17 protein-coding genes are annotated in these 22,824 nt (G+C 71.2%); 7 read left to right on the top strand and 10 right to left on the bottom strand.

The window, feature by feature from the left end; all coding sequences use genetic code 11:
- Window position 1: 1 nt before the first annotated feature.
- Window positions 2-505, bottom strand: a complete 504-nt coding sequence (locus tag NR792_RS31630; RefSeq protein WP_375756436.1) for a hypothetical protein — start codon at window positions 503-505, stop codon at window positions 2-4.
- 136 nt (window positions 506-641) lie between these two features.
- On the opposite strand from NR792_RS31630, the gene NR792_RS31625 reads away from it, so the two are divergent.
- Window positions 642-1,121 carry a hypothetical protein gene (locus tag NR792_RS31625; protein ID WP_375756435.1) on the top strand — a complete coding sequence of 160 codons (480 nt, stop codon included), beginning with the start codon at window positions 642-644 and terminating at the stop codon, window positions 1,119-1,121.
- On the top strand, window positions 1,118-1,699 hold the full coding sequence (locus tag NR792_RS31620; protein WP_375756434.1) for a hypothetical protein: 582 nt from the start codon (window positions 1,118-1,120) through the stop codon (window positions 1,697-1,699). Before NR792_RS31625 ends, NR792_RS31620 begins: the two co-directional genes overlap by 4 nt.
- 7 nt (window positions 1,700-1,706) lie before the next feature.
- Here NR792_RS31620 and NR792_RS31615 read toward each other — a convergent pair whose 3' ends face one another.
- On the bottom strand, window positions 1,707-2,201 hold the full coding sequence (locus NR792_RS31615) for a hypothetical protein (protein WP_375756433.1): 495 nt from the start codon (window positions 2,199-2,201) through the stop codon (window positions 1,707-1,709).
- 220 nt (window positions 2,202-2,421) lie between these two features.
- Between NR792_RS31615 and NR792_RS31610 the strand changes: the two genes are divergently transcribed.
- Both NR792_RS31610 and NR792_RS31605 read left to right on the top strand, forming a co-directional pair.
- A complete protein-coding gene (locus NR792_RS31610; RefSeq protein WP_375756432.1) occupies window positions 2,422-5,625 on the top strand; it encodes a TonB-dependent receptor domain-containing protein in 3,204 nt (1,067 codons plus the stop codon).
- 40 nt (window positions 5,626-5,665) lie between these two features.
- A complete protein-coding gene (locus NR792_RS31605) occupies window positions 5,666-6,418 on the top strand; it encodes a hypothetical protein (protein ID WP_375756431.1) in 753 nt (250 codons plus the stop codon).
- On the opposite strand, the gene NR792_RS31600 is transcribed toward NR792_RS31605, so the two are convergent.
- A complete protein-coding gene (locus tag NR792_RS31600) occupies window positions 6,390-7,103 on the bottom strand; it encodes an HAD family hydrolase (protein WP_375756430.1) in 714 nt (237 codons plus the stop codon). The genes NR792_RS31605 and NR792_RS31600 overlap by 29 nt on opposite strands.
- Window positions 7,104-7,313: 210 nt before the next feature.
- Here NR792_RS31600 and NR792_RS31595 point away from each other — a divergent pair, with 210 nt between their 5' ends.
- The 3 genes from NR792_RS31595 to NR792_RS31585 all read left to right on the top strand — a co-directional run bounded on the left by NR792_RS31595 (window position 7,314) and on the right by NR792_RS31585 (window position 9,874).
- The gene (locus NR792_RS31595) at window positions 7,314-8,957 is read left to right on the top strand and encodes a sigma 54-interacting transcriptional regulator (RefSeq protein WP_375756429.1); all 1,644 of its coding nucleotides are present in this window, start codon (window positions 7,314-7,316) and stop codon (window positions 8,955-8,957) included.
- Window positions 8,958-8,983: 26 nt separating this feature from the next.
- Complete coding sequence (locus tag NR792_RS31590) at window positions 8,984-9,355, top strand: hypothetical protein (protein WP_375756428.1); 372 nt, start codon at window positions 8,984-8,986, stop codon at window positions 9,353-9,355.
- A gap of 138 nt (window positions 9,356-9,493) precedes the next feature.
- Complete coding sequence (locus NR792_RS31585) at window positions 9,494-9,874, top strand: hypothetical protein (protein WP_375756427.1); 381 nt, start codon at window positions 9,494-9,496, stop codon at window positions 9,872-9,874.
- 23 nt (window positions 9,875-9,897) lie between these two features.
- Here the strand turns inward: NR792_RS31585 and NR792_RS31580 are convergent, their stop codons facing one another.
- The 7 genes from NR792_RS31580 to NR792_RS31550 form a co-directional block, all read right to left on the bottom strand.
- Entirely contained in the window at window positions 9,898-13,503 is a 3,606-nt protein-coding gene (locus NR792_RS31580; protein ID WP_375756426.1) for a protein kinase, read from the bottom strand.
- Between the two features lie 128 nt (window positions 13,504-13,631).
- Window positions 13,632-16,820, bottom strand: coding sequence for a DUF4215 domain-containing protein (locus tag NR792_RS31575; RefSeq protein WP_375756425.1), 3,189 nt, complete (start codon window positions 16,818-16,820; stop codon window positions 13,632-13,634).
- A gap of 60 nt (window positions 16,821-16,880) precedes the next feature.
- Complete coding sequence (locus NR792_RS31570) at window positions 16,881-18,653, bottom strand: OmpA family protein (protein ID WP_375756424.1); 1,773 nt, start codon at window positions 18,651-18,653, stop codon at window positions 16,881-16,883.
- Between the two features lie 220 nt (window positions 18,654-18,873).
- Window positions 18,874-19,290, bottom strand: a complete 417-nt coding sequence (rnk, locus tag NR792_RS31565) for a nucleoside diphosphate kinase regulator (RefSeq protein ID WP_375756423.1) — start codon at window positions 19,288-19,290, stop codon at window positions 18,874-18,876.
- 364 nt (window positions 19,291-19,654) lie between these two features.
- Window positions 19,655-20,242 carry an imm11 family protein gene (locus NR792_RS31560; RefSeq protein WP_375756422.1) on the bottom strand — a complete coding sequence of 196 codons (588 nt, stop codon included), beginning with the start codon at window positions 20,240-20,242 and terminating at the stop codon, window positions 19,655-19,657.
- A gap of 17 nt (window positions 20,243-20,259) precedes the next feature.
- Window positions 20,260-21,561: an AHH domain-containing protein gene (locus NR792_RS31555; protein ID WP_375761721.1), complete on the bottom strand. Its 1,302-nt coding sequence runs from the start codon at window positions 21,559-21,561 to the stop codon at window positions 20,260-20,262.
- Window positions 21,562-21,678: 117 nt separating this feature from the next.
- Window positions 21,679-22,755, bottom strand: coding sequence for an NAD(P)H-dependent flavin oxidoreductase (locus NR792_RS31550; RefSeq protein WP_375756421.1), 1,077 nt, complete (start codon window positions 22,753-22,755; stop codon window positions 21,679-21,681).
- Window positions 22,756-22,824: the final 69 nt, after the last annotated feature.

The raw sequence follows: 22,824 nt of genomic DNA, 5'->3' as shown, positions 1-22,824 counted from the left end.
GTCAGACGAACACCACCGCCACGACCAGGTACGTGAGGACGGCCATGGATGCGGCGATGCCCCACACGGCCTTCGGAGAGATGGCTCGCAGCAGTCCGTAGACGCCCAGCTGCGCCGCGGACACGAGCCATCCTCCGAGGAAGCTGGACACGAACACGAGCGGCGTGAGCGCGTACGACACCTCGCAGCTCGAGCCCAGGCACTCGCCGAACGGCAGTGGCAGTGCGAGCGCGTCGAGGACGATGGCCGTCGCGCCGACCCCCGAGATCAGCGCCCCCGCCAACGACAGCCACCGCCAGGCCCCTCCGGAGAGCGTGAAGGCGCCCTCACTCCGCCAGCGTGGTGCCCGGCGCACGGTGACGATGACGAGGGCCAGCAGGCCCAGGCCCAAGACCAGCGTCACCGGGAGCGCGGTGCCGTGGCTGAGCGCCGTCGCCAGCATCGACAGACCGAAGAGGACGGAGCCAAGAAGCAGGGCCGCGAAGAGCGCGAGACGAGAGGTCATCAGGGAGGGTGACGCGGAGGACGGGAGCACGGTGTTGCCTTCACTCCCAGTATATCAGCGGACAGACCACCCCCTGAGACGATGGAGCCTTGAGAGGACCTTGCGATGACGTCGGTGGCCTTCCTGGGGGAAGGCCATGGACGCGACGAAGCGGGCGGTATGCCTGGGATTGGCGTGGCTGCTCACAGGCTGCGCGACGGGTACGGGCACGGTGGTTGAGGGCAGCCTCCAGCCACGGCACTTCCGGTTCGTCACGGTCGTTGAACAGACAGAGCCCGGGCCGGGAGGCTGGAGAGAAGCCTGTGTCCATGTTCCGCTGCGGCGTGACACGGGGGAGGTCTTCAAGTGCACGCTGGGAGCCGGCGTTCCCGTTCAGGTAACAGGCTCGGAACCGATGCCGGTGGAGTTGGCCCAACGCATCTCGGCGAACTGCGCCAATCTGGCGGCCCAGACCGTGTTCAGTTCGACCACTCCGGTGACGGCCCTCGGGCTCGCGTGCGAGGAGTTCAGGGCTACCTTCACGACCGCGCTCGACGGGGCCATTTTCGGCTCACGCGTCAGGCAGACGTGCCACCCGGCAACCCTTTCCCTCAAGTCCGAGCCCAGGAAGCCATGACGCCTTCCACCGAGGAGTTGCTCGCGATTGCCCGCCTCTACTGGGGTGCCGACCAGGCCTATGTCTTCCGTCAGGAGCCCAGTCCCGAGGATCTTCGCTACCAGGCCCTCTGGGAGGAGAAGAACGCGGAAAGGCCTCGTTGGGGGGCCTTTGTCAGGAGGCTTCGAGAAGCGCTTCCCGGGTGCGACGCCTGGGACTACGCGCCGGGCCTGGCGAACCCCAGCTTCGGCGTGCTGGTCTACCCGCATCAGGAGCGGGACATGATGCGTCCCCAGACGTGCTGGACGGTCTCCGGGTACCTCAGCATCCTGGCCCCCCTCTACACCGTGCACTGTGTTCGCCGGGTCTTCCTGGGGAAGAACCTCCTGGAAGCAAAGGCCTTCCTCGGCCCCATCCCGCTCGAGTTGCAAGACATCGCGAGCACGGTCGCCCAGCACATCGAAGCCGAGTTCGGCGCCACCGCGCTGCCGCTCGACGTCGCGCAGACCCCCGTCCCCCTCTACGTCAACTTCATGAGGCCGCCGGAGACCACCCTCTTCCACGCACTCTTCACCTCCGAACCCGAAAACATCTTCTGACCCCGGCTCAGCGCCCCAGCATCATGAAGAGCACGAACCCGAAGACGGCCGTGCCCGCGAGCACGCCCTGCACGGCCACCGGCTTCAACCCCTTCACCATCCCGACCGCCCCCAGCACCGCGGACGACACCAGCATCCCCAACGGCAGTCCGCCGACGAACGCCGCGGGCACCAGGACGATGGCCACGCCGCAGGCGCCGCCATCGCAGCCTCCCGGCGCGAAGAGATAGGAGATGACCTCGCTCACCGCCCAGAGCGCCACGAGCAGCCCTCCGACAATCGAGCCGCTCCACCAGGCGCCCGAGGAGAGCCGGAACAATCCATCCCGCCGCCATTGGGACGCCCGCTGGCGGACCGCGATGAGCAGCCCCAGCAGGACCCCGGCCGGCACCAACCCCAGCACGAAGGCGCCCCCCACTCCGCGCAGCCCCGCCAGGGCGCACGCCATGAGCGCGACAGCACAGGAGAGCAGGGCCGCGAACAGGACGAGTCGTGAGTTCATTCAGGTCGATGGCGCGGGGAGGGAAACCGCGTCCACGCGCAGAGTGACAAAGCCACCCCGTCCAGGACCACACCGCCCCCGCCCCTCCGTGCGGACACAGTCTGCTGACGCAGCGGGTCAGGGGTTTTCCCGTCTGACGGCAATGTCTTTTTGATTTGGGCTGGTGGATTTCTCACGTTTTGCGACAAAGTTCGCCGCCTTCTCCGGGAGGGGCGCAGACGTGCTCAGACGAATCCGTTTCATCCGTGGGCTGTGGCTCATGGTCGTGTTGTGGGGAGCCGGGGCGTGGGCCCAGGGCAACTCGGTCATCACCGGGACCCTGGCGAACGCGCTCGACAAGCAGCGGCTGGAGAACGTGGTCGTCACCGCCACCTCGCCCCAGCTGCAGGGCGAGCGCACCGTCCTCTCCGACAAGAGCGGCCTGTACCGCATCCCGCAGCTGCCGCCGGGCATGTACACGCTGCGCTTCGAGGCCCAGGGCTTCCAGCCCTACGTCCGCGACGGCGTCCTGCTGAGAATCGACCGCACCATCCGCTTCAACGCGGAGCTGGCGCCGGACACCATGAGCTCGGACTTCGAGGTCGTGGGCACGCCGCCCAGCGTGGACGTGGGCTCCAGCGCCGCGGGCGTCACCGTGGACCAGGACTTCATCCGCAACATCGCCGTCATCCGCCCCGGCACCAAGGGCTCCGCGTCCCGCTCCTTCGAGGGCCTGGCGGAGCTGGCCCCCGGCGCCACCGAGGACCGCTACGGCGTGAGCATCAGCGGCAGCTCCTCCCCGGAGAGCCAGTACGTCGTGGACGGCCTGTCCGTGAACGACCCCGGCGTGGGCACGCTGGGCACGCCCCTGTCCGTGGAGTTCGTGAAGGAGGTCAACATCATCACCGGCGGCTACATGCCGGAGTACGGCCGCTCCACCGGCGGCGTGCTCAACGTCGTCACCAAGTCCGGCTCCAACGAGTTCCACGGCTCCGTGTTCGCGAACTACGCCCCCGGCGCGTTCCAGACGTCCGGCAAGGAGATCCTGCGCGAGGGCAGCGTCATCTCCGCGCAGGGCAGCGCCCACAACCTGGGCGACTTCGGCTTCGACCTGGGCGGCCCGCTGCTCAAGGACAAGCTCTGGTTCTACGTGGGCGTCGCGCCGTCCTTCAATCGCATCCAGGTGGACCGCCAGCTCAGCAGCTATCAGCTGTGCTCGGAGGTGGACCCCGCCAACGGCTGCAGCGCCGTGGGCGCCCGCCGCAAGGACCCCACCACCGGCTTCTCCCAGGTGTCCCCCATCGAAGGCAGCCGCGTGTCCCGCTTCGCGGACGAGCGCAGCGTGCAGTACCTGGGCAAGCTCACCTACAACTTCAACCCGGACCACAGCCTGTCCGTGTCCGTCTTCGGCACGCCGCGCTCGTCCGGCGGCAGCGGCAGGTACTCCTTCAGCGACGACGGCGAGCCGGAGGTGTGCTCCAGCCTGTCGTGCACCGGCTTCGTGCAGGGCGCGTATGAGGCCATCGCCACCCGCCGCAGCAACAGCGCCATGGACATCGTGGCGAAGCAGGCGTCGTCCTTCTTCGACAAGAAGCTGCTCGTGGACGCGACGCTCGGCTGGCACCACCAGGCCGACTCCATCCTCCCGTCGGACGGCTCGGGCCTGGGCTCCGGCGAGGGCCTGTCCGCGAAGTCCAACATCGCCTGGCGCCGCACCAGCAACCCGGGCCCCCACACCATCAACGAGTTCGAGCCGCTCCCCTACGCGGACGCCTGTGGCAGCACGCCCGAGGAGCAGATGCTGCGCTGTCCGGTGACGGCCTATTCCACCGGCGGCCCCGGCACCATCAGCATCCAGCGGCTGGACCGCGTGCAGGGCAAGGTGATGGGCACCTACCTGCTGGAGGCCCTGGGCCACCACATCCTCAAGGCCGGCGCGGACATCGAGCGGATGAGCTTCTACAACAACCGCGCGCGCACGGGGCTCGCGCCCTGGCAGGAGTGCGGCAACGGCACCTGCTTCTTCACCCTCAACCAGTACGGCTACCTGGAGGGCCCGGACCAGCCGGTGTTCCTGGACAGCAAGGAGGGCACCTCCACGTCCACCACCGTGGGCGGCTTCATCCAGGACAGCTGGTCCGTGATGGACAAGGTCACCGTCAACGTGGGCCTGCGCTACGACGTGCAGACGCTCTACGGCCTGGACGGCGAGGTGGGCCTGCACCTGCCCAACCAGTGGTCCCCGCGCCTGGGCGTCATCTACGACCCGACGCAGAGCGGCCGCGCCAAGGTCTTCGCCAACTACGCGCGCTTCTTCGAGAACGTCCCCCTGGACATGGCGGACCTGTCCTTCCCGCAGCAGCAGCTCTTGTCCGCCACCTACGACGCGCCCCCGTGCAACCCGTCGCGCGAGGGGTCGTTGCTGGTGGACTGCACCCTGGACGCGAACCGCCAGCCCATTGGCAACCGCGAGAGCCCCAACCAGCTGTGGGACGCGCAGGGCGGTGACCGCGTGCCGGTGGACCCCAAGATTCGCGCCCAGTCCGCGGACGAGTTCGTCGTGGGCGGTGAGTACGAGCTCTTCACCGCGAGCCGCCTGGGTGCCACGTACACCCGGCGCTACCTCAACGACGTCATCGAGGACATGAGCCGCGACGACGGCAGCACCTTCTTCCTGGGCAACCCGGGCAAGGGCTACTCCACGGACTTCCCGCTGGCGAAGCGCGAGTACGACGCGGTCAACCTCTACTTCCAGCGCGCCTTCACCAACGGGTGGCTGGCCCAGGCCAGCTACACCTGGTCCAGCCTGCGCGGGAACTACTCCGGCCTGTTCCGCGCGGACACCGGCCAGCTGTCCCCCAACCTCACGCGCGACTTCGACCTGGTGTCGCTCACCGTCAACCGCGAGGGTCAGCTGCCCGGGGACCGCACGCACGCGTTCAAGGTGTTCGCCGCGAAGGAGTTCATGCTGGGGTCTCGGACCAGCATCAACGTGGGCGGCAACTACCGGGCGCGCTCCGGCACGCCGCTCAACTACCTGGGCGCGCACCCGCGCCGCAGCGGCTCGGAGACGTTCATCCTGCCGCGCGGCAGCGCGGGCCGGCTGCCCTGGGTGCACGGCGTGGACGGGCACGTGGGCGTCAACCAGCGGCTGGTGAAGGACTACGTCCTCACGGTGTCCCTGGACGTGTTCAACCTCTTCAACTTCCAGCAGTACACGGACGTGGACCAGACCTTCAGCACCGCGCGCGTGTACCCCATCGAGCAGGGCGGCAAGCCGGACGACCTCACCGCCTGCCTCAGCGCGAACAACCCCGACTGCAAGGTCATCTCCACCGCCACGGGGCTGCCCATCGCCGTGACGGACATCAACCCCAACTTCAAGCGGCCCACCGCCTACCAGGCCCCGCGCTCCATCCGCCTGGGCGCGAAGCTCAGCTTCTAGGCCCGACGCCATGAGGACTCCCGCGATGAAGCTTCGTTGGATGGCAGTGAGTGCAGGAATCGCGACCGCGGCCGTCGCCGTGGGCGCGTGCGGCAGCGAACCGGAGCCCGAGTGCGTGGTGGCGCGCGCCGTGTCGGACGGCTCCACCGGCTCGTTCGCCGCGACGTACCAGCTCAAGTCCGGGCAGAACCCGGACAGCGTCTGCGCGCGGCTCAAGCCGGAGCCGCTGGGCCTGCAGAAGTTCTTCAGCCAGGACCCGGCCGCGCCCGACACCGTGGGCGTGCGCAGCGCGCGGCTGGGCAAGCTGCTGGAGGACTTCGCGTCCCGGCTGTCGGCGGACTCGAAGGCCTCCGCCACGGCGGTGGGCCCCTTCGCGTCCGTGACGCCAGGGGCGGACCACTTCTGCTCGGTGCCGGAGCTCACGCCCACGCGGCTGGAGGTGGCCGCGGGCCAGGCGCCCGACGGCGGCGCGCTGCCCGCGCAGGACTACGGCTATGCGTGGAGCAACCTGCGCATCTACAACACGCCGGAGATTCCGGGCACGCAGTTCACCGCGGACCTCGTCTACACGGAGAACGGCTGCGCCGCCGAGTACGCCGTGAAGGGCATCTGGCCGGTGGTGAAGTGCCAGAACAGCAAGACGAAGCTGCCGGACGACGCGCTGTGCGACCCGTACGCGGACTACGACGCGGGGCGGCTGCGCGGCTCCGGCATCAACCCGCTGTTCCCCGTGAAGTGCGACCCGGACGCGCTCATCTGCGTGCTCACGGGTGAGGTGCCGTCAGCGCCGTGAGGCCGTGACTTCCGGGACGCAGCGCCTGCGGCAGGTCCCGGAAGTCCTTCACCAGCCAGTCCGGCCGCTCGCGCACCAGGACCTCGCGCGGGAAGGACGTGGCGACGGCGACACACGCCGCGCCCGCCGCCCGCGCGGCCCTGAGGCCCACCACCGCGTCCTCGAACACCACGCACGCGTGCGGCGGGATGCCCAGCGCGGCGGCGGCCTTGAGGTACACCTCCGGATCCGGCTTGCCCTGGACGACGTCCGTGGACGTCACGCGCACGGGGAACAGGTGCTCCAGCCCCACGCGCTCCAGGGCCCGCTCCGCGTTCTGGGCCAGCGCGCTCGTGCCCAGGGCCCAGGGCACGCCCGCCTGCTTCAGGGACATGAGGTAGGCGCCCACGCCGGGGACGGCGGACACCGGCTCGTGGTCGAGCAGCCGGTGGAAGGCCTTCTCGCGGTCATCCGTGAGCGCGGCCACCTGCTCGTCGTCCAGCTCCTCGCCGAACCACGCCCGCAGCGTCTCCCCCGCCCGCCGGCCATTGGTTTCGAGCAGCTCCTCCCGCGTGGGCACGTAGCCCCGCTCGCGGGCGAACTCCTCCCAGACGCGGTAGTGCAGCTCCGTCGTGTCGATGACGACGCCGTCCAGGTCGAAGAGGACGGCGCCGAAGGAAGCGATGTTCGAGGTCGAAGGGAACATGAAGGTCGGGCTCTCTCGAAGATCCACACGGCACGCGTCTCAACACTATTCACGAGGTGGGTCGCGGGCGTGGCTTCTGGCCCCACTGCCGCCGCCCACCATGCGGGCAGCCGTGGGACTGGTTCCCGGCCAGGGGTATGGGAGGTAAGGAGGGGAACCGCCTGCCAGGCCCAGGTGGGACCCGCCCGTTGTAGGCTTTCTCGGAGATCCATGTCGCCCAAGAACTCCACGGATTTCTCCACGACCGCCGTCCGCACGCAGGGCGCGCCCTCGCAGGCAGCCCAGGTGATGCCGGCGCTGACGCTCATTGGCCACGCCCAGCCCCAGCGCATCGGGGAGCGGCTGCTGCTGGAGGGGCTGCTCTCCGGCGAGCGCGCGGTGGCGCTGTCGCGCAACGCCCCGGACTTCAGCCGTCCGGGCGGCGTGCTGGCGCTGCCCCTGGGAGACCCGTTCCTCAGCCGCACGCCGGTGCGCTTCGAGGCGGGTGAGCGCGGCGGGGTGCGGCTCCGGGTGCCGGAGGGTGGGACGCCGGTGTGGGTGGGCAGCGAGCCGGTGCGCGGCGGGCGCGAGTTCCCCGCGGAGGCGCTGGTGGCGGGCGTGCCGCTGGTGCTCGCCGGGCGCGTGGCGCTGCTGCTGCACCAGGCCACCGTGCGCGGCGGAGGTGCCCCGTCGGAGCTGGCGGCGCTGGGCATGGTGGGCGACAGCGAGGGCATCGTCCGCGTGCGCGAGGACGTGCTGCGCGTGGCCGACCTCCAGGTCCCCGTGCTGGTGCGGGGCGAGACGGGCACGGGCAAGGAGCTGGTGGCCAGGGCGCTCCATGAGCGGAGCCCGCGCCGCGCGGGCCCCTTCGTCAGCGTCAACCTGGGCGCCCTGTCGAAGGACCTCATCGCCTCGGAGCTGTTCGGTGCCCTGCGGGGCTCGTTCACCGGCGCCACGCGCGACCGGGAGGGCTTCTTCCGCGCCGCGCACGGCGGCACCCTCTTCCTGGACGAGGTGGCGGAGGCGCCCCCGGAGGTCCAGGCGGCGCTCCTGCGCGTGCTGGAGACGAGCGAGGTCTACCCCGTGGGCGGGCAGGCCCCGGTGCGTGTGGACGTGCGGCTCGTCACCGCCACGGACGCGGACCTGGAGGCGCGCATCCGCGACGGCCACTTCAAGGCCCCGCTGCTGCACCGGCTGGCGGGCTTTGAAATCACCGTGCCGCCGCTGCGTGAGCGCCGCGAGGACATCACGCCGCTGTTCCTCCACTTCGCCCGCCAGGAGCTGGAGTCCACGGGCGAGGCGGGGCGGCTCAACTCCTCGGACGCGCGCGCGGAGCCGTGGCTGCCGGCTTCGCTCGCCGCGCGCTTGGTGCGCTCCGCGTGGCCGGGCAACGTGCGCCAGCTGCGCAACGTCGCGCGGCAGCTCGTCATCGGGAGCCGGGGACTGCCCGGGCTGCGCGTGGATGCGCGGCTGGAGCAGTCGCTGGACGAAGGCGCGCTGCCCATCCCGGGCCAGCCCCTCACGGCGCAGGCGCCCTCCCCTGCCTCGGAGGACACGCCCGCGCCCTCGGAGGTTCGCGCGCCCGCGCGGCGCAAGCCGTCGGAGGTGAGCGAGCAGGAGGTGCTGGAGGCCCTGCGCGCCTGCGCGTGGGATTTGAAGGCCACGGCGGACTGGCTGGGCATCCCGCGCTCGTCCGTGTACGTGCTCATCGACAAGAGCTCGCTCCTGCGCACCGCTCGCGACCTGAGCCCGGAGGAGATCACCCGCTGCTTCCACGAGTGCGAGGGCGACCTGGACCGCATGGTGCAGAAGCTGGAGGTGTCCCGCCGCGCGCTCCAGCGCCGCGTGCGCGAGCTGGGGCTGGACGCGAGCTGAGCGGGCACGATGGTACGGCGTCTGCAATGCCCACCGGCACCATGACCAACACCGTCACCATTGACGTCTCCACGACCCCTGTCAGCTACGACCCGAGCCCGGATGTGAAGCACGGCGATACGGTCGTGTTCACGCTGGGCGACGCCCTCAGCGCCACCGCCACCGTCTCGTTCCCCGACGGCACCTGCCTCACGACGACCGGGCCATACACACTGGGAGGCCCCACCCTGTCGACCGCGCCCCTGGTCGTATCCATGACGGCGGCGAAGGGGGTCTACGCCTTCGACGTGGACTTCAACAGCGGCCATGAGTCCCAGGCCCGCAAGGGCCACGAGTGGGACCGGAAGAACGGCGGCATCGACGTGACCAGCGAACCGCCGGAGCAGGTCCGCCGGTAGGCTCCGGACACGTCAACCCCTGGGCGTGACGTGCCATTGACGCGTCCGGGGGGCGTCTCCTGTCGCAGCCGTGAAACATCCGAGGGGCGCGTTCAGGACATGCGCCCTGGCCCACGGGCTGCAATGCTGTGCGGACCTATGGCCAACATCACAGTCGACCTCTCCACGAATCCCATCAGCTACAGCCCCGGCCCGGAAGTGAAGCACGGCGACACGGTGACCTTCTCGATGGGCAGCTACCCCTCGTCCTACACCGCCACCGTCACGTTCCCCGACGGAAACTGCCTCACCACCTCCGTCCCGTACCCGTACACGCTGGGAGGCAGTCCCCTGACGGCCTCGACCTCGCCGTTGACCGTCTCGATGACGGCGGCGAAGGGCGTCTACGACTTCAACGCGGTCATCGACGACGGGACGCGCGACCGGGGCACCGCCCCTCGCGGTCCCGAGGAGCGGGACCGGAAGAACGGCGGCATCGACGTGACCAGTGAGCCGCCGGAGGACCCCGCCGTCCGGTAAGGCCGCCTCCGCCCGGGCCCCGTTCAGGGCCCGGGTGCGTCGGCCACGGGGCCCGCTGCCGGGGCGCGCGGTCCGGCGCGAAGGGTGAGCAGCCCTTCCCTCAGCTCGCGCGCCCGGATCCATCGGGGACGGGCCGCCACCACCGCGTCGGCCAGCTCCAGCCCGCGCTTCACGCCAGCCGCCGCGTCCTGCCCTTCACGGAGGCGCCACCGCGCCCAGGCACCGTGGAGGTCCGCCGCCGCGAGCCGGTACTCCAGCCTCGGGTCGAGCTTCATCGCCTCCTCGAAGGCCTGCGCCGCGCGCGTGAACTCCCCCTCCGCGTCCAGCGCTTGCGCTCCTCCTCCCGTGGCCTCCGCCTGGCGCGTGGACCGCCCCGCCGCGCCGTGCCCCTGCGACAGCCAGCGCGCCCGGATGCCCGCGGCCTCCGCGAGGTAGCGCCAGGCATTGCCCAGCTTCGGGTTGAGCGCTCTTGCCCGGCTCAGCGCCGTCTCCGCCTTCGCGAGGTCCACCGCCGGGTCGTGCGCCCGCGACAGCGCCCATGCCGCCCGGCGCACCCAGGCCTTGCCCTGGTTCGCCAGCAGGTCCGCGTCGTCCGGCAGCCGCTTCAGCGCCTCCGTGTAGTCGTCCACCGCGGCCCGCAGCGCGGCGCTGGGGTCCTCGCCCTTCTGGAGCTGGAGCTCGGCGCGGAAGACCTCCCACTCGCCCAGGTTGTTGAAGGCGAAGCCCTGCGTGGGCGCCAGGGCCCGGGCCTTCTCGAAGGAGGCCTTCGCCTCGTCGAGCAGGGCCTTCGTGTCACCGCCCTCCTCCGCGCGCAGCTCCGCCTGCCAGAACACCGCGGAGCCCAGCGCGTTGTGGAGCGCGGGCTGCTTCGCGTTGAGCGCCAGCCCCTGCCGGTACAGCGCCAGGGCCCGCTCCAGGTCCACGCTCACGTCCTCGCCCTTCAGGTAGCGGGCACGCGCGAGCTGCTCCGCCACCTCCGCGCCGTTGAAGCACGCGCCGAAGTTGTCCGGATTGAGCGACAGGGCCCGCGTCAGCGCGCTGTTCGCGCGGCGCAGGTCGCCCGCCGCATCCGGCGCGTTCGGGACGTCCGCCCGCTTGCGGTACGCGACGCCCAGGTTGATCCACGAGTACGGCTGCTGCTCGCTCAGCTGGAGTGCCGTCTGGTACGCGGCGATGGCCTTGTCCAGGAGCGGGACCGGGTCTCCGCCTCGCGCGGCCTCCGCGTCCGCCTGCCCCTGCCACGCAAGGCCCAGGTTGGCGTGGAACACGTAGTCGCGGTCCTCGGCGCGCAGCTGTTCGAAGGAGGCGATCGCGAGCCTCAGCTGTCCGCGCGGATCCTCCCCGTGCAGCTGCTGGTAGCGCGCCCACTGCCGGTGCGTGAGGGCGCGAATCAACGGGATGCGGTCGCTCGGCGTGGCCACCGCCTCCGCGGCGCGCAGCGCGGCCAGGGACTTCTCCAGCAGCGCCTCCACCCCCTCGCCGCCCTGGTTCGTGCGCTGCTCCGCGAGCCGGCAGTGGAAGCGCGCCACCAGCGCCAGCGAACGGGCGTGGTCCGGCGCGGCGGCGAGCGCGCGCGACAGCGCCTCCAGGCCCCGCTCGTAGTGCGGCAGGATGTTTCCCTCGCCGTACAGCTCCATCACCAGCGCGGCCATCTCCAGCCGCCCCAGCACCGAGTGCACGACAGGCTGGCTCTCCGCCGTGGCGACCGCGGCGGCGTAGGCCTCGCGGCTCAGCGCCAGGTCCGCCTGCGAGCCCGCGCGGTCCCCGCCGTTCCAGCGCCGCATGGAGCGCGCGAGCAGGATGTCCCCGCGCAACAGCGGCGCCTCGTAGAACCACGGCGACTGCGAGCCCGGCGCGTCCAGCAGCGCCAGCGCGTCCTCCGGCCGGTCCTCGTAGAAGGCGAACAGGGCCTTCACGAACGACGGCGGCGCGGGGACGTCCGGCCCTTCCGCCTGGCGCAGGTAGGCGAGCGCCGGGTCGCGGTAGCGCCCGTTCAACTCCTTGAGACGGGCCTCGCGCTGCGCGGGGGCACGGCGCTCCATGTCCAGCAGGAGCTGCTCGCGGTAGAGGTGCCCCATCACCTGCGCCAGCGCCCACGCCACGCGGGGCTCGCGGTAGCCGTGCGCCCACGCGGACTCCAGCTTCGCGCGCGCGCCGTCCAGGTCGTCCAGCGCGAACAGGGCGCGGCCCAGCGCGTACTCCCCGGGGCCCACCGCCTGTGCACCCGCGCGGGCGATGTCCGCCTCCAGCGCGGCCATGCTCGCGCGCAGCGCCTCGCGGTCCTTGCGCGTGTCGTGCAGGCGCGACAGGGCGGAGTAGCGCGCCGAGGACTCGATGCGCTCCACGCGCTCGGTGAAGGCGCGGGCCAGCCGCTCGCGCTCGGCCACCTCGCCGCGCGCGAGCTGCGCCTGCGTGAGCGCGCCGGCCACCACCGCCACCACCGTGCCGCCCAGCGCCAGCGCCGCGCGGTGCTTGCGGACCTTCTTGCCCAGCCAGTAGCGCGCGCCATGGCGGGCCCGCACCGGCTCTCCCGCCAGGAAGCGCTCCAGGTCTTCGGTGAACGAGCGCACGGAGTCGTAGCGGAGCGGCCGCTCCTTCTCCAGGCACTTGAGGACGACGGCCTCCAGGTCCTCCGGGATGTCCGGCTCCAGCAGGCGCGGGCGCGGCGGCGGCTCCGACTGGAGCTTCGCGAGCACCTCCTTCTCCGTGCCGCCGGTGAAGGGGGGCTGGCCGGTGAGCAGCGCGTACAGCGTCGCGCCCAGCGCGTAGACGTCCGCGCGGCGGTCCAGGCGGTGGCCCTCGCCCCGGGCCTGCTCGGGCGGCATGTAGTGCGGCGTGCCCAGCACCGCGTTCGGCGTGGTGGTGCCCTCGCGCCAGTCGCGCGCGAGCCCGAAGTCCATCACGAACGGGAGGAAGCCTCCGTCCTCCGTGCGCTCCACCAGGATGTTGCCGGGCTTCAGGTCGCGGTGGACCAGCCCCACGCGGTGCGCGGCGTGCACGCCCTGCGCGGCCTGGCACAGCACCCAGACGCGCTGCTCCAGCGTGAGCGAGTGGGAGAGCTGTCCCAGCGACGGGCCCTCCACGTAGCGCATGGCGATGAAGGCGTGCCCGCGCACCTCGCCGACCTCGTAGACCTCGCACACGCGCTCGTGGCGCACGCGGGCCTGGGCGCGGGCCTCGGACAGGAAGCGGCGGGCCAGCTCCGGGTCCCCGTCGCGCACGAACTTGAGGGCCACGTTGCGGCGCAAGAGCGGGTCATACGCCAGGAACACCTGCCCCATGCCGCCCTGCCCCAGGAAGCGCACGGGCTCGTAGCGGTCCCAGCCGGGCACCGGAAAGGCGGGCACGCCTTCGACGGCCAGCGAGGACGGGACCGCCGTCGACAGCGTGGCGGCCTCCTGGATGGGGGCTTCACCCCGGTCCGTGCGACCTCGGACCAGGTCCTGCCGCAAGAGGTCCAGGGTGTTCTCCGTCAGCCGGCCCCGCTCCTTCAGCAGCTCCAGGGGCCCGCGTTGCAGGCGGAGGGCCTCCTCGCGCAGGGCGGCCGCCTCGTCGGAGGACAGCAGCCCCTCGTCCAGCGCGAGCAGGACCTCCTCCTCATAGACCTCTGGATGGCCTGCCCCGCTCACGGACGGGAGCATACGGGGAAGGCGGGGGAACGCGGGAGCGCCGCCGGAAGGGCGCCATGGGAGGGAGCGAGGGGCCGCTCCCGGAAGGGGGAAGGCCAGCCCCTCCGGCGGGCTCCGCGAGACGTGGCTTAAGCGGTCCGGCGCTGACGGCGGCGCAGGCCCGGCACTCCCATCAGGCCCAGGAGGGCCAGCCAGGAGGCATCCGGCGCGGTGCTGCACCCGCCGCCCGCGAAGGCGCGCGCGCCCACCACCGTCCAGGTGTACTCCGCGGGGGACTCATCCCGGTTGCCGCTGCCGTCCACCGCGCGCACCTCCAGGACATGGTCCCCGGTGCCGACGGTGTAGCGGTCCTGGCAGGGGCCCCACTCGCCACCGTCCAGGCGGCACTCGAACGTCGAGCCCTCCTCCGTGGAGGCGTACTCGAAGTCCGCGGTGTGGTTGGAGGTGGAGGACGGCGGCCCCTTCACGATGGAGGTGTCCGGGGCCTGGGTGTCCGGGCCCTGGGTGTTCACGGTGAAGGGGACCGGGGTGGACGCGGGGCTGGTGCCGCCCCCGGGCGTCTGGACCGTGGCCGTCACGGTGTGCGAACCGTCCGGAAGCGGCGTCGTGGGGACGCAGCTCCAGTTGCCGCTCGCGTCCACGGTGGCGGTGCAGACCATGGTGGTGCCTTCGCGCACCGTCACCTGCGCGCCCGGCGTGCCGGTGCCGGTGATGGGGGGCGTGCCGGTGGTCACCGTGGAGTCCGCCACGGGGCCGGTGATGACCGGGGCCGGCGGCGCCGGGACCTGGGTGTTCACGACGAACGGGACGGCGGTGGACGGGAAGCTGGTGGCGCTCCCGGGCGACTGGGCGGTGGCCGTCACGGAGTGCGGTCCGTCCGCCAGGGGCGTCGTGGGCGTGCAGGTCCAGTTGCCGCTCGCGTCCACGGTGGCGGTGCAGACCACGGTGGTGCCCTCGCGCACCGTCACCGTGGCGCCCGGCTCGCCGGTGCCGGTGATGGGGGGCGTGGCGGTGGTCACCGTGGTGTTCGCCACGGGGCCGGTGATGACCGGAGTGGGCGTCACGGGGCCCGGGTCCTGGGCCACGCACTTCTGGGTGGACGGGTCGCAGAACCCCTCGCAGACGTTGGAGGCGTTGCAGGTCTGGCCCACCTCCAGCAGGCAGCGCGGCGAGCAGGTGTCACCGCCCACCAGGTTGCCGTCGTCGCACACCTCCGTGCCCGCGCGGATGCCGTCACCGCACGTGGTGCCACAGGCGCTGGGCGCGCCGTTGCAGGTGTAGCCCGGCTCCACGGCGCAGACGCTGGAGCAGCCGTCGCCGTTGGCGGCGTTGGCGTCGTCGCACAGCTCGCCGGGCTCCCGCGTGCCGTTGCCGCACGTCCTGGCGCACGCGCTGCCGGGCGTGGGGCAGCTGTAGCCCGGCTCCACGGCGCAGGTGGCGTTGCAGCCGTCACCCGCCGTGGTGTTCCCGTCGTCACACGCCTCGGTGCCCGTGCGGATGCCGTCGCCGCACAGGGTCTTGCAGGTGCTGGGCGTGCCGGAGCAGCTGTAGCCCGTCTCCACCTGGCAGCCGTTGGAGCAGCCGTCGCCGGAGGTGTCGTTGCCGTCGTCACACGTCTCGTTCGGGTCCTGCGCCCCGTTGCCGCACGTATCGTCGCACACGGAGGGGCCCGTGCTCGGCATGGAGCAGGCGTAGCCGTCCTCCACGCGGCACTCGGTGGCGCAGCCGTCGCCGGACGTCAGGTTGCCGTCGTCGCACTGCTCGCCCGGGTTCACGTTGCCGTTGCCGCACGTCTTCGCGCAGGGCTGGCCCGGCGTGGCGCACGCGTAGCCCAGCTCCAGGGTGCAGGCGTTGGAGCAGCCGTCGCCCAGGGCGGTGTTGCCGTCGTCGCACAGCTCGCCGGCGTTGAGCACGCCGTTGCCGCACAGCGGGGCGCAGACGGACGGGGCGCCGGAGCAGGTGTAGCCCGTCTCGATGCGGCATGCCGCGGAGCAGCCGTCGGAGCTGAACACGTTGCCGTCGTCGCACTGCTCACCCGCGTTGATGGCGCCATTGCCGCAGGTGGCCGCGCAGGCCTGGCCCGGCGTGGGGCAGGCATAGCCGTCCTCCACGCGGCAGCTGGCGTTGCAGCCGTCGTTCGCGGTGGTGTTGCCGTCGTCGCACTGCTCGCCGGGGTTCAGGTTGCCGTTGCCGCACGTCTGGGCGCAGGTGCTGGGCGCACCGGTGCAGCCATAGCCGGGCTCGATGCCGCAGGTGGCGTTGCAGCCGTCGTTGTTGGTGGTGTTGCCGTCGTCGCACTCCTCGCGCGGGGAGATGGCGCCGTCACCGCAGCGGTCGTCGTACGCGTCCACGAAGAGGTAGCGGAAGGCGTTCGGCGGGCTGCCGTCGTTCTCGTTGCACAGCTCGATGCGGTTGAGGCCCACGTGCCAGGCCGCGTTGGTGCCGAACTCGCGGAAGATGTTCTTCTGCCAGGGCTGGCCAGCGGGCTCGCTCACGGTGACGGGCATGATGGCCACGCCGTTCACCCTCGCGGTGCTGAACTCATTGTCGTTGAAGGTGGCCAGGCGCAGGCGGAACTGCCCGATGTTCGTCGTCGAGGGGATGAGGAAGTCCTGGTACACGCACGTCTCGGCGCCCTGGGCCGCCATGAAGCGCGCGGTCTGCATCTCCAGCGGCCAGTCGTTCGCGTCGCGAATGCCGGTGTCCGCGCCGGTGGTGGTGCCGGCGTAGAACCAGTGCGGATCCACCGCGCCCTCGGGCAGGCGGCGGTTCTGCGCGTCCACGCCGGTGTTGAACACCGCCACGCCCGCGCCCACGCAGCGGCTGGGGCTGCCCGCGCAGGCGAAGCCGGGCTCCACCTCGCACTGGCGGCTGCAGCCGTCGCCCTCGAAGCGGTTGCCGTCGTCGCAGACCTCCTGCGCGTAGGACGGGTACTGCTGGTTGTTGAACGCGCCGTTGCCACACAGCGACAGGTCACACGTGGCCGAACAGCCGTTGCCGTCGTTGGTCGTGTTGCCGTCGTCGCACAGCTCGCCGGTGTTCACCGTGTTGTTGCCGCACAGGCTGGCCAATGAGCACGCGTTGCCGGGCACGTTGCACAGGTAGCCCGCCTCCACGGTGCCGGTGGCCGAGCAGCCGTCGCCGCTCACCGTGTTGCCGTCGTCGCACTGCTCGCCGGGCTGGAGCCGGCCGTCGCCCACGAGCGACGAGGACTGGCTCGTGAGGACGGGCTCCGTGTGGGTGCTGGCCGGCTCGCAGCCAGCGAGGAGGAACAGCGAACACAGGGCCAGCGCGTGGAAGCCCGCGCGCAGGGCCATGCGGGGTGAATCTCCCCGGAAGAAGGAATGCATCTGGGTCATGAACATGAAGGGTCTGCCTTACTTCTGAAGGGTGTCGGGGGAAGAGGAGGAGGCCGGCGCCGTCTGCACGCCCTCGGCCTCTCCGACGATCTTGAACTCGACGCGGCGGTTCTTCGCGCGGCCGTCCGCCTTCGCGTTGTCCGCGATGGGCTGCGTGGGCCCGAAGCCCTTCGCCTCCAACCGCTCGCGCTGCACGCCCTTGCCCACGAGGTAGTCCACCACCGCCTCGGCGCGCCGCTGGGACAGGTCCAGGTTGTACTGGGCCTTGCCGGTGTTGTCGGTGTGGCCCTCCACGCGCACCTTCTCGATGTCCGGGTGGGACACGAGGATGGACGCGACCTTGTCGAGCACCGCGTTGCTGCGCTTCTGGATGACGGCCTGGTTGTTCTCGAAGAACACGGCCTCCATGATGCGGATGCTGCCGGAGTCGATGCGCGCGACGGGCGCCTCCTTGCAGCCGCCGTTGGACTCGGTGCCCGGTTCGTCCGGGCAGTTGTCCAGGCGGTCCACCACGCCGTCACCGTCGCGGTCCGGCTCCACGTCCGGGCAGCCGTCCTTGTCCTTGTAGCGGTTGACCGTCTCCGGCTCCTTGGGGCACGCGTCCTTGGAGTCCACGATGCCGTCCCCGTCGGAGTCGGGGTCGTCCGGGCAGCCGTCCTCGTCCTGGAAGCCGTTCTTGTTCTCCGCCTGCGCGGGGCACTTGTCCGCCAGGTTGGGGATGCCGTCCTGGTCGTCGTCCTTGTCCGGGCAGCCCTGGAGCTGCGCGAGGCCCGCCGTCGTGGGGCACTGGTCGTCGCGGTTCTTCACGCCGTCGCCGTCGGCGTCCAGGTCGGGACACTCGGAGGCCACGTGGGGCTGGCCCGCGATACAGACGGGGCCCTTGGGCGCGGGAGGCGTGCCGAAGGACACGCCCGCGAGCACGCGGAAGCGCGGCGTGCCCGGCGTCTGGCCAAAGCCCGGGCCGCCCATGACGTACACCTCGGTGCCGTCGGCGGTGGGGACGCGCAGGCCCAGCAGCGCCTCCAGCGAGCTGGGCGAGTCCTGCGTGGGGACGGTGCCGCGCACGAGGATCTCCTCGCGCAGGCCCCAGAGGCCGGCGGACAGGTTCACGCCGCCGTTGAGCTCCACGCCCATCTCATCCTGGTAGGGCTGCGTCTGCGGCGTCAGGGCGTACGTCTTCGTGCGCACGAGCGCGCCGACGTCCGCGCCCACGCGGAAGGTGCCGCCCAGCTGCTTGCCGGCGCCCAGGCGGGGGGAGAAGGTGAAGCCCTCGTCGCGGGTGAGGGCGGCCTTGCTGCCCAGGGGCAGCGCCGCGCCCAGGTGCAGGCCGAGGTCCAGCGGTCCGCCCCGGTTCTCGGAGAGGAAGCCCAGGCGGGCCTGGAGCCACGGGGTGCCGAGCGCGCTGGTGGTGGGGCGGGACACGCCGAGCCTGGCGGTCTCCGGGCCCCACTGGGCGACGATGGGCACCTGGGCGCCCACCTCCAGCCAGTTCGTGAAGGAGTACGCGGCGCTCAGGTGCGCCGTCACGCGGTTGGAGATGACGTCGGCCTGGCGGTCGCCGTCCTCCACGAGGACGAGGGGCCGGTTCTCGTAGTGCGCGGTCAGCCCGACGCGGAACTGCCCCGCGGGGAGCAGGTCGCCGGTGGACAGCACGAGGCTGTCACGCATGCCGGGGTTGAGCTGCAGGCGCTCCAGTTCGATGCCCGGGATGGTGCTCTGGGCCTGGGCGCTGCTGAAGGCGCAGAGGACGGCCAGTCCTCCGAGCCCAAGGTGATGCCTTCGTGCGAACAAGCGTTCCTCCACATGCACTCGCGGGCTCTAGGGATGCCCGCGCCCCCTCGCGGGGCGAAGGGTGCGCGGACGGTTGCACGCGAGGGGCCAGGATGTGTCGGAAGCACGACTTTCAGCAATGGCGCGGGGATGCGAGCCGGACCCGGGCCGGGCCCGGGCGGCTGACGCGTCAGGGCAGGACGCGGACACGGCGCTGACGCGTCAGGGCAGGACGCAGGACCTACAGGTGGAAGTCGCCGGCGGCCTCCGGCTGGTAGGGCACGGCGACGATGCGCAGGCGCCGGGTGCGGCCGTTGGGGAGGGGCCACTCCACGGTCTGGCCCACGGACAGGCCGATGAGGGCACTGCCCACGGGGGCGAGGATGGAGATGCGGCCGGCGTCGCTGTTGGCGTCCTTGGGATAGACCAGGGTGACTTCGCGCGTCTCGCCGACCGCTTCGTCCTCGAAGACGACGGTGCTGTTCATGGTGACGACGTCGCGGGGGATGGCGGTGGAGGACGTGACGGTGGCGCGGGCGAGCTCGGACTCCAGCTGCTCCACGAGCTCCGCGTTGCGGGCGTTGCCGTACTGTTCGACGACGCGCTCCAGGCGCTGGAGGTCGGTGTCGGTGACGATGAGGGGATGGTCGTGGGTCATGGCGGGTGGCCTCCTGCGTGGAAAGGAATGGGGGCGAAGCGCATTCCCGACAGGGCGGGAGTGCGTGGCGTGGGGGTTCAGTGGGGGTGGAGCGGACGCCGTCCGTCGTGAGCTACGCGAGACGGGCGGCGTGGGTGACAAGCCAGGCGGTGGCTCGGCCATGCGCGGGCAGCGTCCGGCGGACGGACGTCCGTCGCGGAGCACGCTGCATGCAGGCTGTGAGCGAAACCGTCATCTGACGAGGGACCCGGGGGCTGCGGCTGCGGTGAAGTGCTGAATGTAGCCGTGCCAGCCCTGATTGCAACCGCCCCTCGGAGAACAGGCGGCCTGGCAAACAGCCGCCGTGACGCCCGGAGGCGAGGAATCAGCGCAGCGGGGACACATCCTTGAACCACACGCCCGTGGCTCCGATGGATTCGAGCGCGAGCTTGATGTCCTCCGGGATGACGAGGACCACTTCCCAGTGCAAGGGCCGGAAGACCCGCGCGCTGCCAAGCCGTGTGGCGTCGATGCGCATGCCCCAGACGAAGGTGTAGGTGCCTACCTTTTCGGCGAGCCCGTCCTCGGGCGTCCAGTAACGCACCTGCTCCGAAGCCACGTCGTCGATGCAGTTCACGCGGCGAATGGCGTTCAGGATGAAGAACTCGTCGGGCTGCTGCCCCTCGATGTCCACGGGGAAGAGCTGCACGTCATTCGGGGCCAGGCGCTCGAAGATGGCCGCCACCCGCGAGGTGACCACGGGGATGCTGCCTGACGCGTGAGAGTAGTCGAGAACGCTGCCTGGAATATCAATGGGGATGCGCACGCGTCCTGCCCAGGAACTCGGCCTGCCCTTTCTAAAAATCTGCCAGGGATTCTTGAGTTCGTTTCCCTGAGCATCTTGTGGATGCCCCAGTTCCCAACGTCCTTCCAGGTACACGTCGTCGCTGAGATCGAAGTATCGCGAAGACATGGGTCGAGCTCCTGGACTCACTCCGTGCGAGTCACCAGCTTGTTCAGGAGGCTTCCCTTCTGGAGGATTTCATCCGCCAGAACACGCAATGTGCGCGTCAGCGACTCCCGACACTGCGCGATGGTTTCGCAGCTCTCTGTCGCCAGTTCAAGCGCCCCATGGACCCGCTCATGGTACTCGCGAGGATGCGGACCTCGGTGGCCAGGCACATCGACCTGATTCGCAGGGTCATCCAGGGACATCCCTGCACGCCTGAAGATCTTCTCGTAGCGCGGCGTCCACGGGCCTCCATTCGCGGTGGACGTGCTGAACTTGTCGGACGCGATGTGGTGTTTCGGCCCCTTCACTTCCACGGGCCCACCGGTCGCCACCGCGCCCGGCGCCAAGGTGATGAGGATGTCCCCCGTCGTGGACACGGCCACGGACTCCACTTGCGCGACCGCGCCCAGCCGGAAGCCCCCCTCCGCCACGCCCACGAGTGACGCCTGCGCCGAACCGGGCAGCGTGGGCACCTTCGCGGCCAGCGTCTCCGCGGTGCTTCCCAGCGCCGCCGTGGCCAGCATGACGAAGGCCCGCGCGGCGTTCTCTCCCATCACCTTGCCGTACTGCTCGCCCGCGTCCCGGAGCGCGTCGAAGGTCGTCGCCTCCGCCACCGCTTCCGAGAGCCGCATCCATCCATGGATGAGACTCCACACCGTGTCGATGCCCAGGTAGGCGATGAGCACCGCCGTCATCGTCGCCGCGACGCCCTTGGACACGGGCTCCGGCAACAGCCAGAGGCCCAGATACAACGCACTGGTCGTGACGATCATCGAGAGCACCGCCTCGCGATCCGTCATGCCCCGCAGCGCGGTCTCCGTCTCGTCCCAGACCGAGTCCAGCGCGATGGAGAAGGCCAGTGTGCGCTTGCCGTCCTCGTCCAGCGTGGACCCGCGCTCCAGGAGGTGGAGACAATCGCCGGAGAGCGCCTTGCGCTTGCACCACCGGCCATACGCCGCCGCCAGCTCCGCATCCGGAGCATCCCTGAGCCGGAGGTGCCCGCGTCCTGGCTCCTGCACGGAGACGAGCCCCAGGTGCCCACGCACGTGGGCGTAGGGGCGTGATGGGAGCGACGCCGCCAGCAGCCTTCGAGCCGTCTCCATCGGGTGCATGGAGACAGGCGCGGCGCGTGCGAGCTCGGCGACCGCGGACACGAAGGCGTCTTCATCCAGCGCCGCGGGCCGGACGTCCCGCTGGGGCGTGTGGACACGGGTGGGTCCCCGACCCGTGTCGAGCCGCACGCTCCGGGACGCCGTACAGCCAGTCCCCACGAGCAGCATCCACGCGATGATGACAGCGACAGTGCCGGTGAATCGCGGAGGGTTATCCGGAACGGAGGGGCGTGGCATGGATGAGCAAAGCCTACCCGGAGCCGAGGCCCCCCTCGCCGTCCTGGGTCAGCCGCGCACGGCGGACAGTGCGGCGTCTGTCTCCGCGACCAGGGCCCGCACCAGGTCCGCCGCGGGGCCTTCTCGCGACAGGCCGATGCCCTGCCCCGCCCACAGGGCCATGAAGCGCGTGTCGTTCTGCTTCGACGACGCGGCCCTCAGCGTGCGCGTGGCACCGTGCTGCTGCGGGAACGGCAGGATGGCCCCGGCCTCCTCCAGCGTGGTCGTCAGCTCGTTGGGAATCGCGCGGGCCGGGCGGCCGGAGAAGGCACGGGTGATGCGTGACGACTCATCCCGGGCTTCGCGCAACAGCACCTTGTGGGCCGCCGCCGCGCTGGACTCCTGGCACCGCAGGAAGGCCGTGCCCAGCTGCACGGCCGCCGCGCCCAGCATCCGGGCCGCCGCGATGCCGCGTCCATCCATGATGCCGCCGCTGGCGATGACCGGCACCCGCACGGCGTCCACCATCTGAGGCACGAGCGCCATCGTGCCCACCAGGCCCGCCTCGAACGAACCGCCGAAGGAGCCCCGGTGTCCACCGGCTTCCGAGCCCTGCGCGACAATCGCATCCACGCCCGCGGCCTCCAGCGCCTGGGCCTCGCGCACGTTCGTCGCCGTGCCCACGACGAGGATGCCTCGCGACCGGAACGCCTCCAGCACTGGCGCGGGCGGAATGCCGAAGGTGAAGCTGAACACCGTGGGCGCCGCGTCGAGCACGGCCTCCACCTGCTTCGCGAAGTCCGGCATCGCGGCCGCAGGAATCACGGGAGGCGGCAACCCCAGCGCCGCATGGAATCGCTCAAGGATGGCGAGCGTGGGCCCGGGGTCCGCGGGAGCCACCGCGGGCTGTGGAGCGAAGAGGTTGATGCCGTAGGGCCGTGAGGTCAGCGAGCGCACCGCGCGGGCCTGCTGGGCGATGTCCTCCGGCTGGACGTACGCGGCGCCCAGCGAGCCCAGGCCCCCGGCCTCGGACACCGCCGCGACCAGCTCTGGCGGCGTCAGGCCGCCCGCCATCGGAGCCTGGATGATCGAATGCGCCACCCCAAGCCGCTCCGAGAACCTGCGCCACGCCCGCGGATCCATCATGGCTACACCTCCCCGTGATTCACGTCGGACAGCATTAACGGCCCGGCTTCACATGAGAGCGCCGAGCGC

Source organism: Corallococcus exercitus, from assembly GCF_042231735.1.
Taxonomy (GTDB): domain Bacteria; phylum Myxococcota; class Myxococcia; order Myxococcales; family Myxococcaceae; genus Corallococcus; species Corallococcus exercitus_B.
The sequence above is the reverse complement of the archived record's forward strand: the minus strand, read 5'-3'. Positions and strand labels throughout refer to the sequence as shown.

Bases quoted from the DNA above. Each gene is read 5' to 3' on its own strand.
- NR792_RS31615 (WP_375756433.1), bottom strand. From the start codon at position 2,201: ATGAACTCACGACTCGTCCTGTTCGCGGCCCTGCTCTCCTGTGCTGTC.
- NR792_RS31550 (WP_375756421.1), bottom strand. From the start codon at position 22,755: ATGATGGATCCGCGGGCGTGGCGCAGGTTCTCGGAGCGGCTTGGGGTG.
- NR792_RS31620 (WP_375756434.1), top strand. From the start codon at position 1,118: ATGACGCCTTCCACCGAGGAGTTGCTCGCGATTGCCCGCCTCTACTGG.
- NR792_RS31595 (WP_375756429.1), top strand. From the start codon at position 7,314: ATGTCGCCCAAGAACTCCACGGATTTCTCCACGACCGCCGTCCGCACG.
- NR792_RS31590 (WP_375756428.1), top strand. From the start codon at position 8,984: ATGCCCACCGGCACCATGACCAACACCGTCACCATTGACGTCTCCACG.
- NR792_RS31630 (WP_375756436.1), bottom strand. From the start codon at position 505: ATGACCTCTCGTCTCGCGCTCTTCGCGGCCCTGCTTCTTGGCTCCGTC.
- NR792_RS31605 (WP_375756431.1), top strand. From the start codon at position 5,666: ATGGCAGTGAGTGCAGGAATCGCGACCGCGGCCGTCGCCGTGGGCGCG.
- NR792_RS31575 (WP_375756425.1), bottom strand. From the start codon at position 16,820: ATGGCCCTGCGCGCGGGCTTCCACGCGCTGGCCCTGTGTTCGCTGTTC.
- NR792_RS31625 (WP_375756435.1), top strand. From the start codon at position 642: ATGGACGCGACGAAGCGGGCGGTATGCCTGGGATTGGCGTGGCTGCTC.
- rnk (WP_375756423.1), bottom strand. From the start codon at position 19,290: ATGACCCACGACCATCCCCTCATCGTCACCGACACCGACCTCCAGCGC.
- NR792_RS31560 (WP_375756422.1), bottom strand. From the start codon at position 20,242: ATGTCTTCGCGATACTTCGATCTCAGCGACGACGTGTACCTGGAAGGA.
- NR792_RS31600 (WP_375756430.1), bottom strand. From the start codon at position 7,103: ATGTTCCCTTCGACCTCGAACATCGCTTCCTTCGGCGCCGTCCTCTTC.
- NR792_RS31555 (WP_375761721.1), bottom strand. From the start codon at position 21,561: ATGCTGCTCGTGGGGACTGGCTGTACGGCGTCCCGGAGCGTGCGGCTC.
- NR792_RS31585 (WP_375756427.1), top strand. From the start codon at position 9,494: ATGGCCAACATCACAGTCGACCTCTCCACGAATCCCATCAGCTACAGC.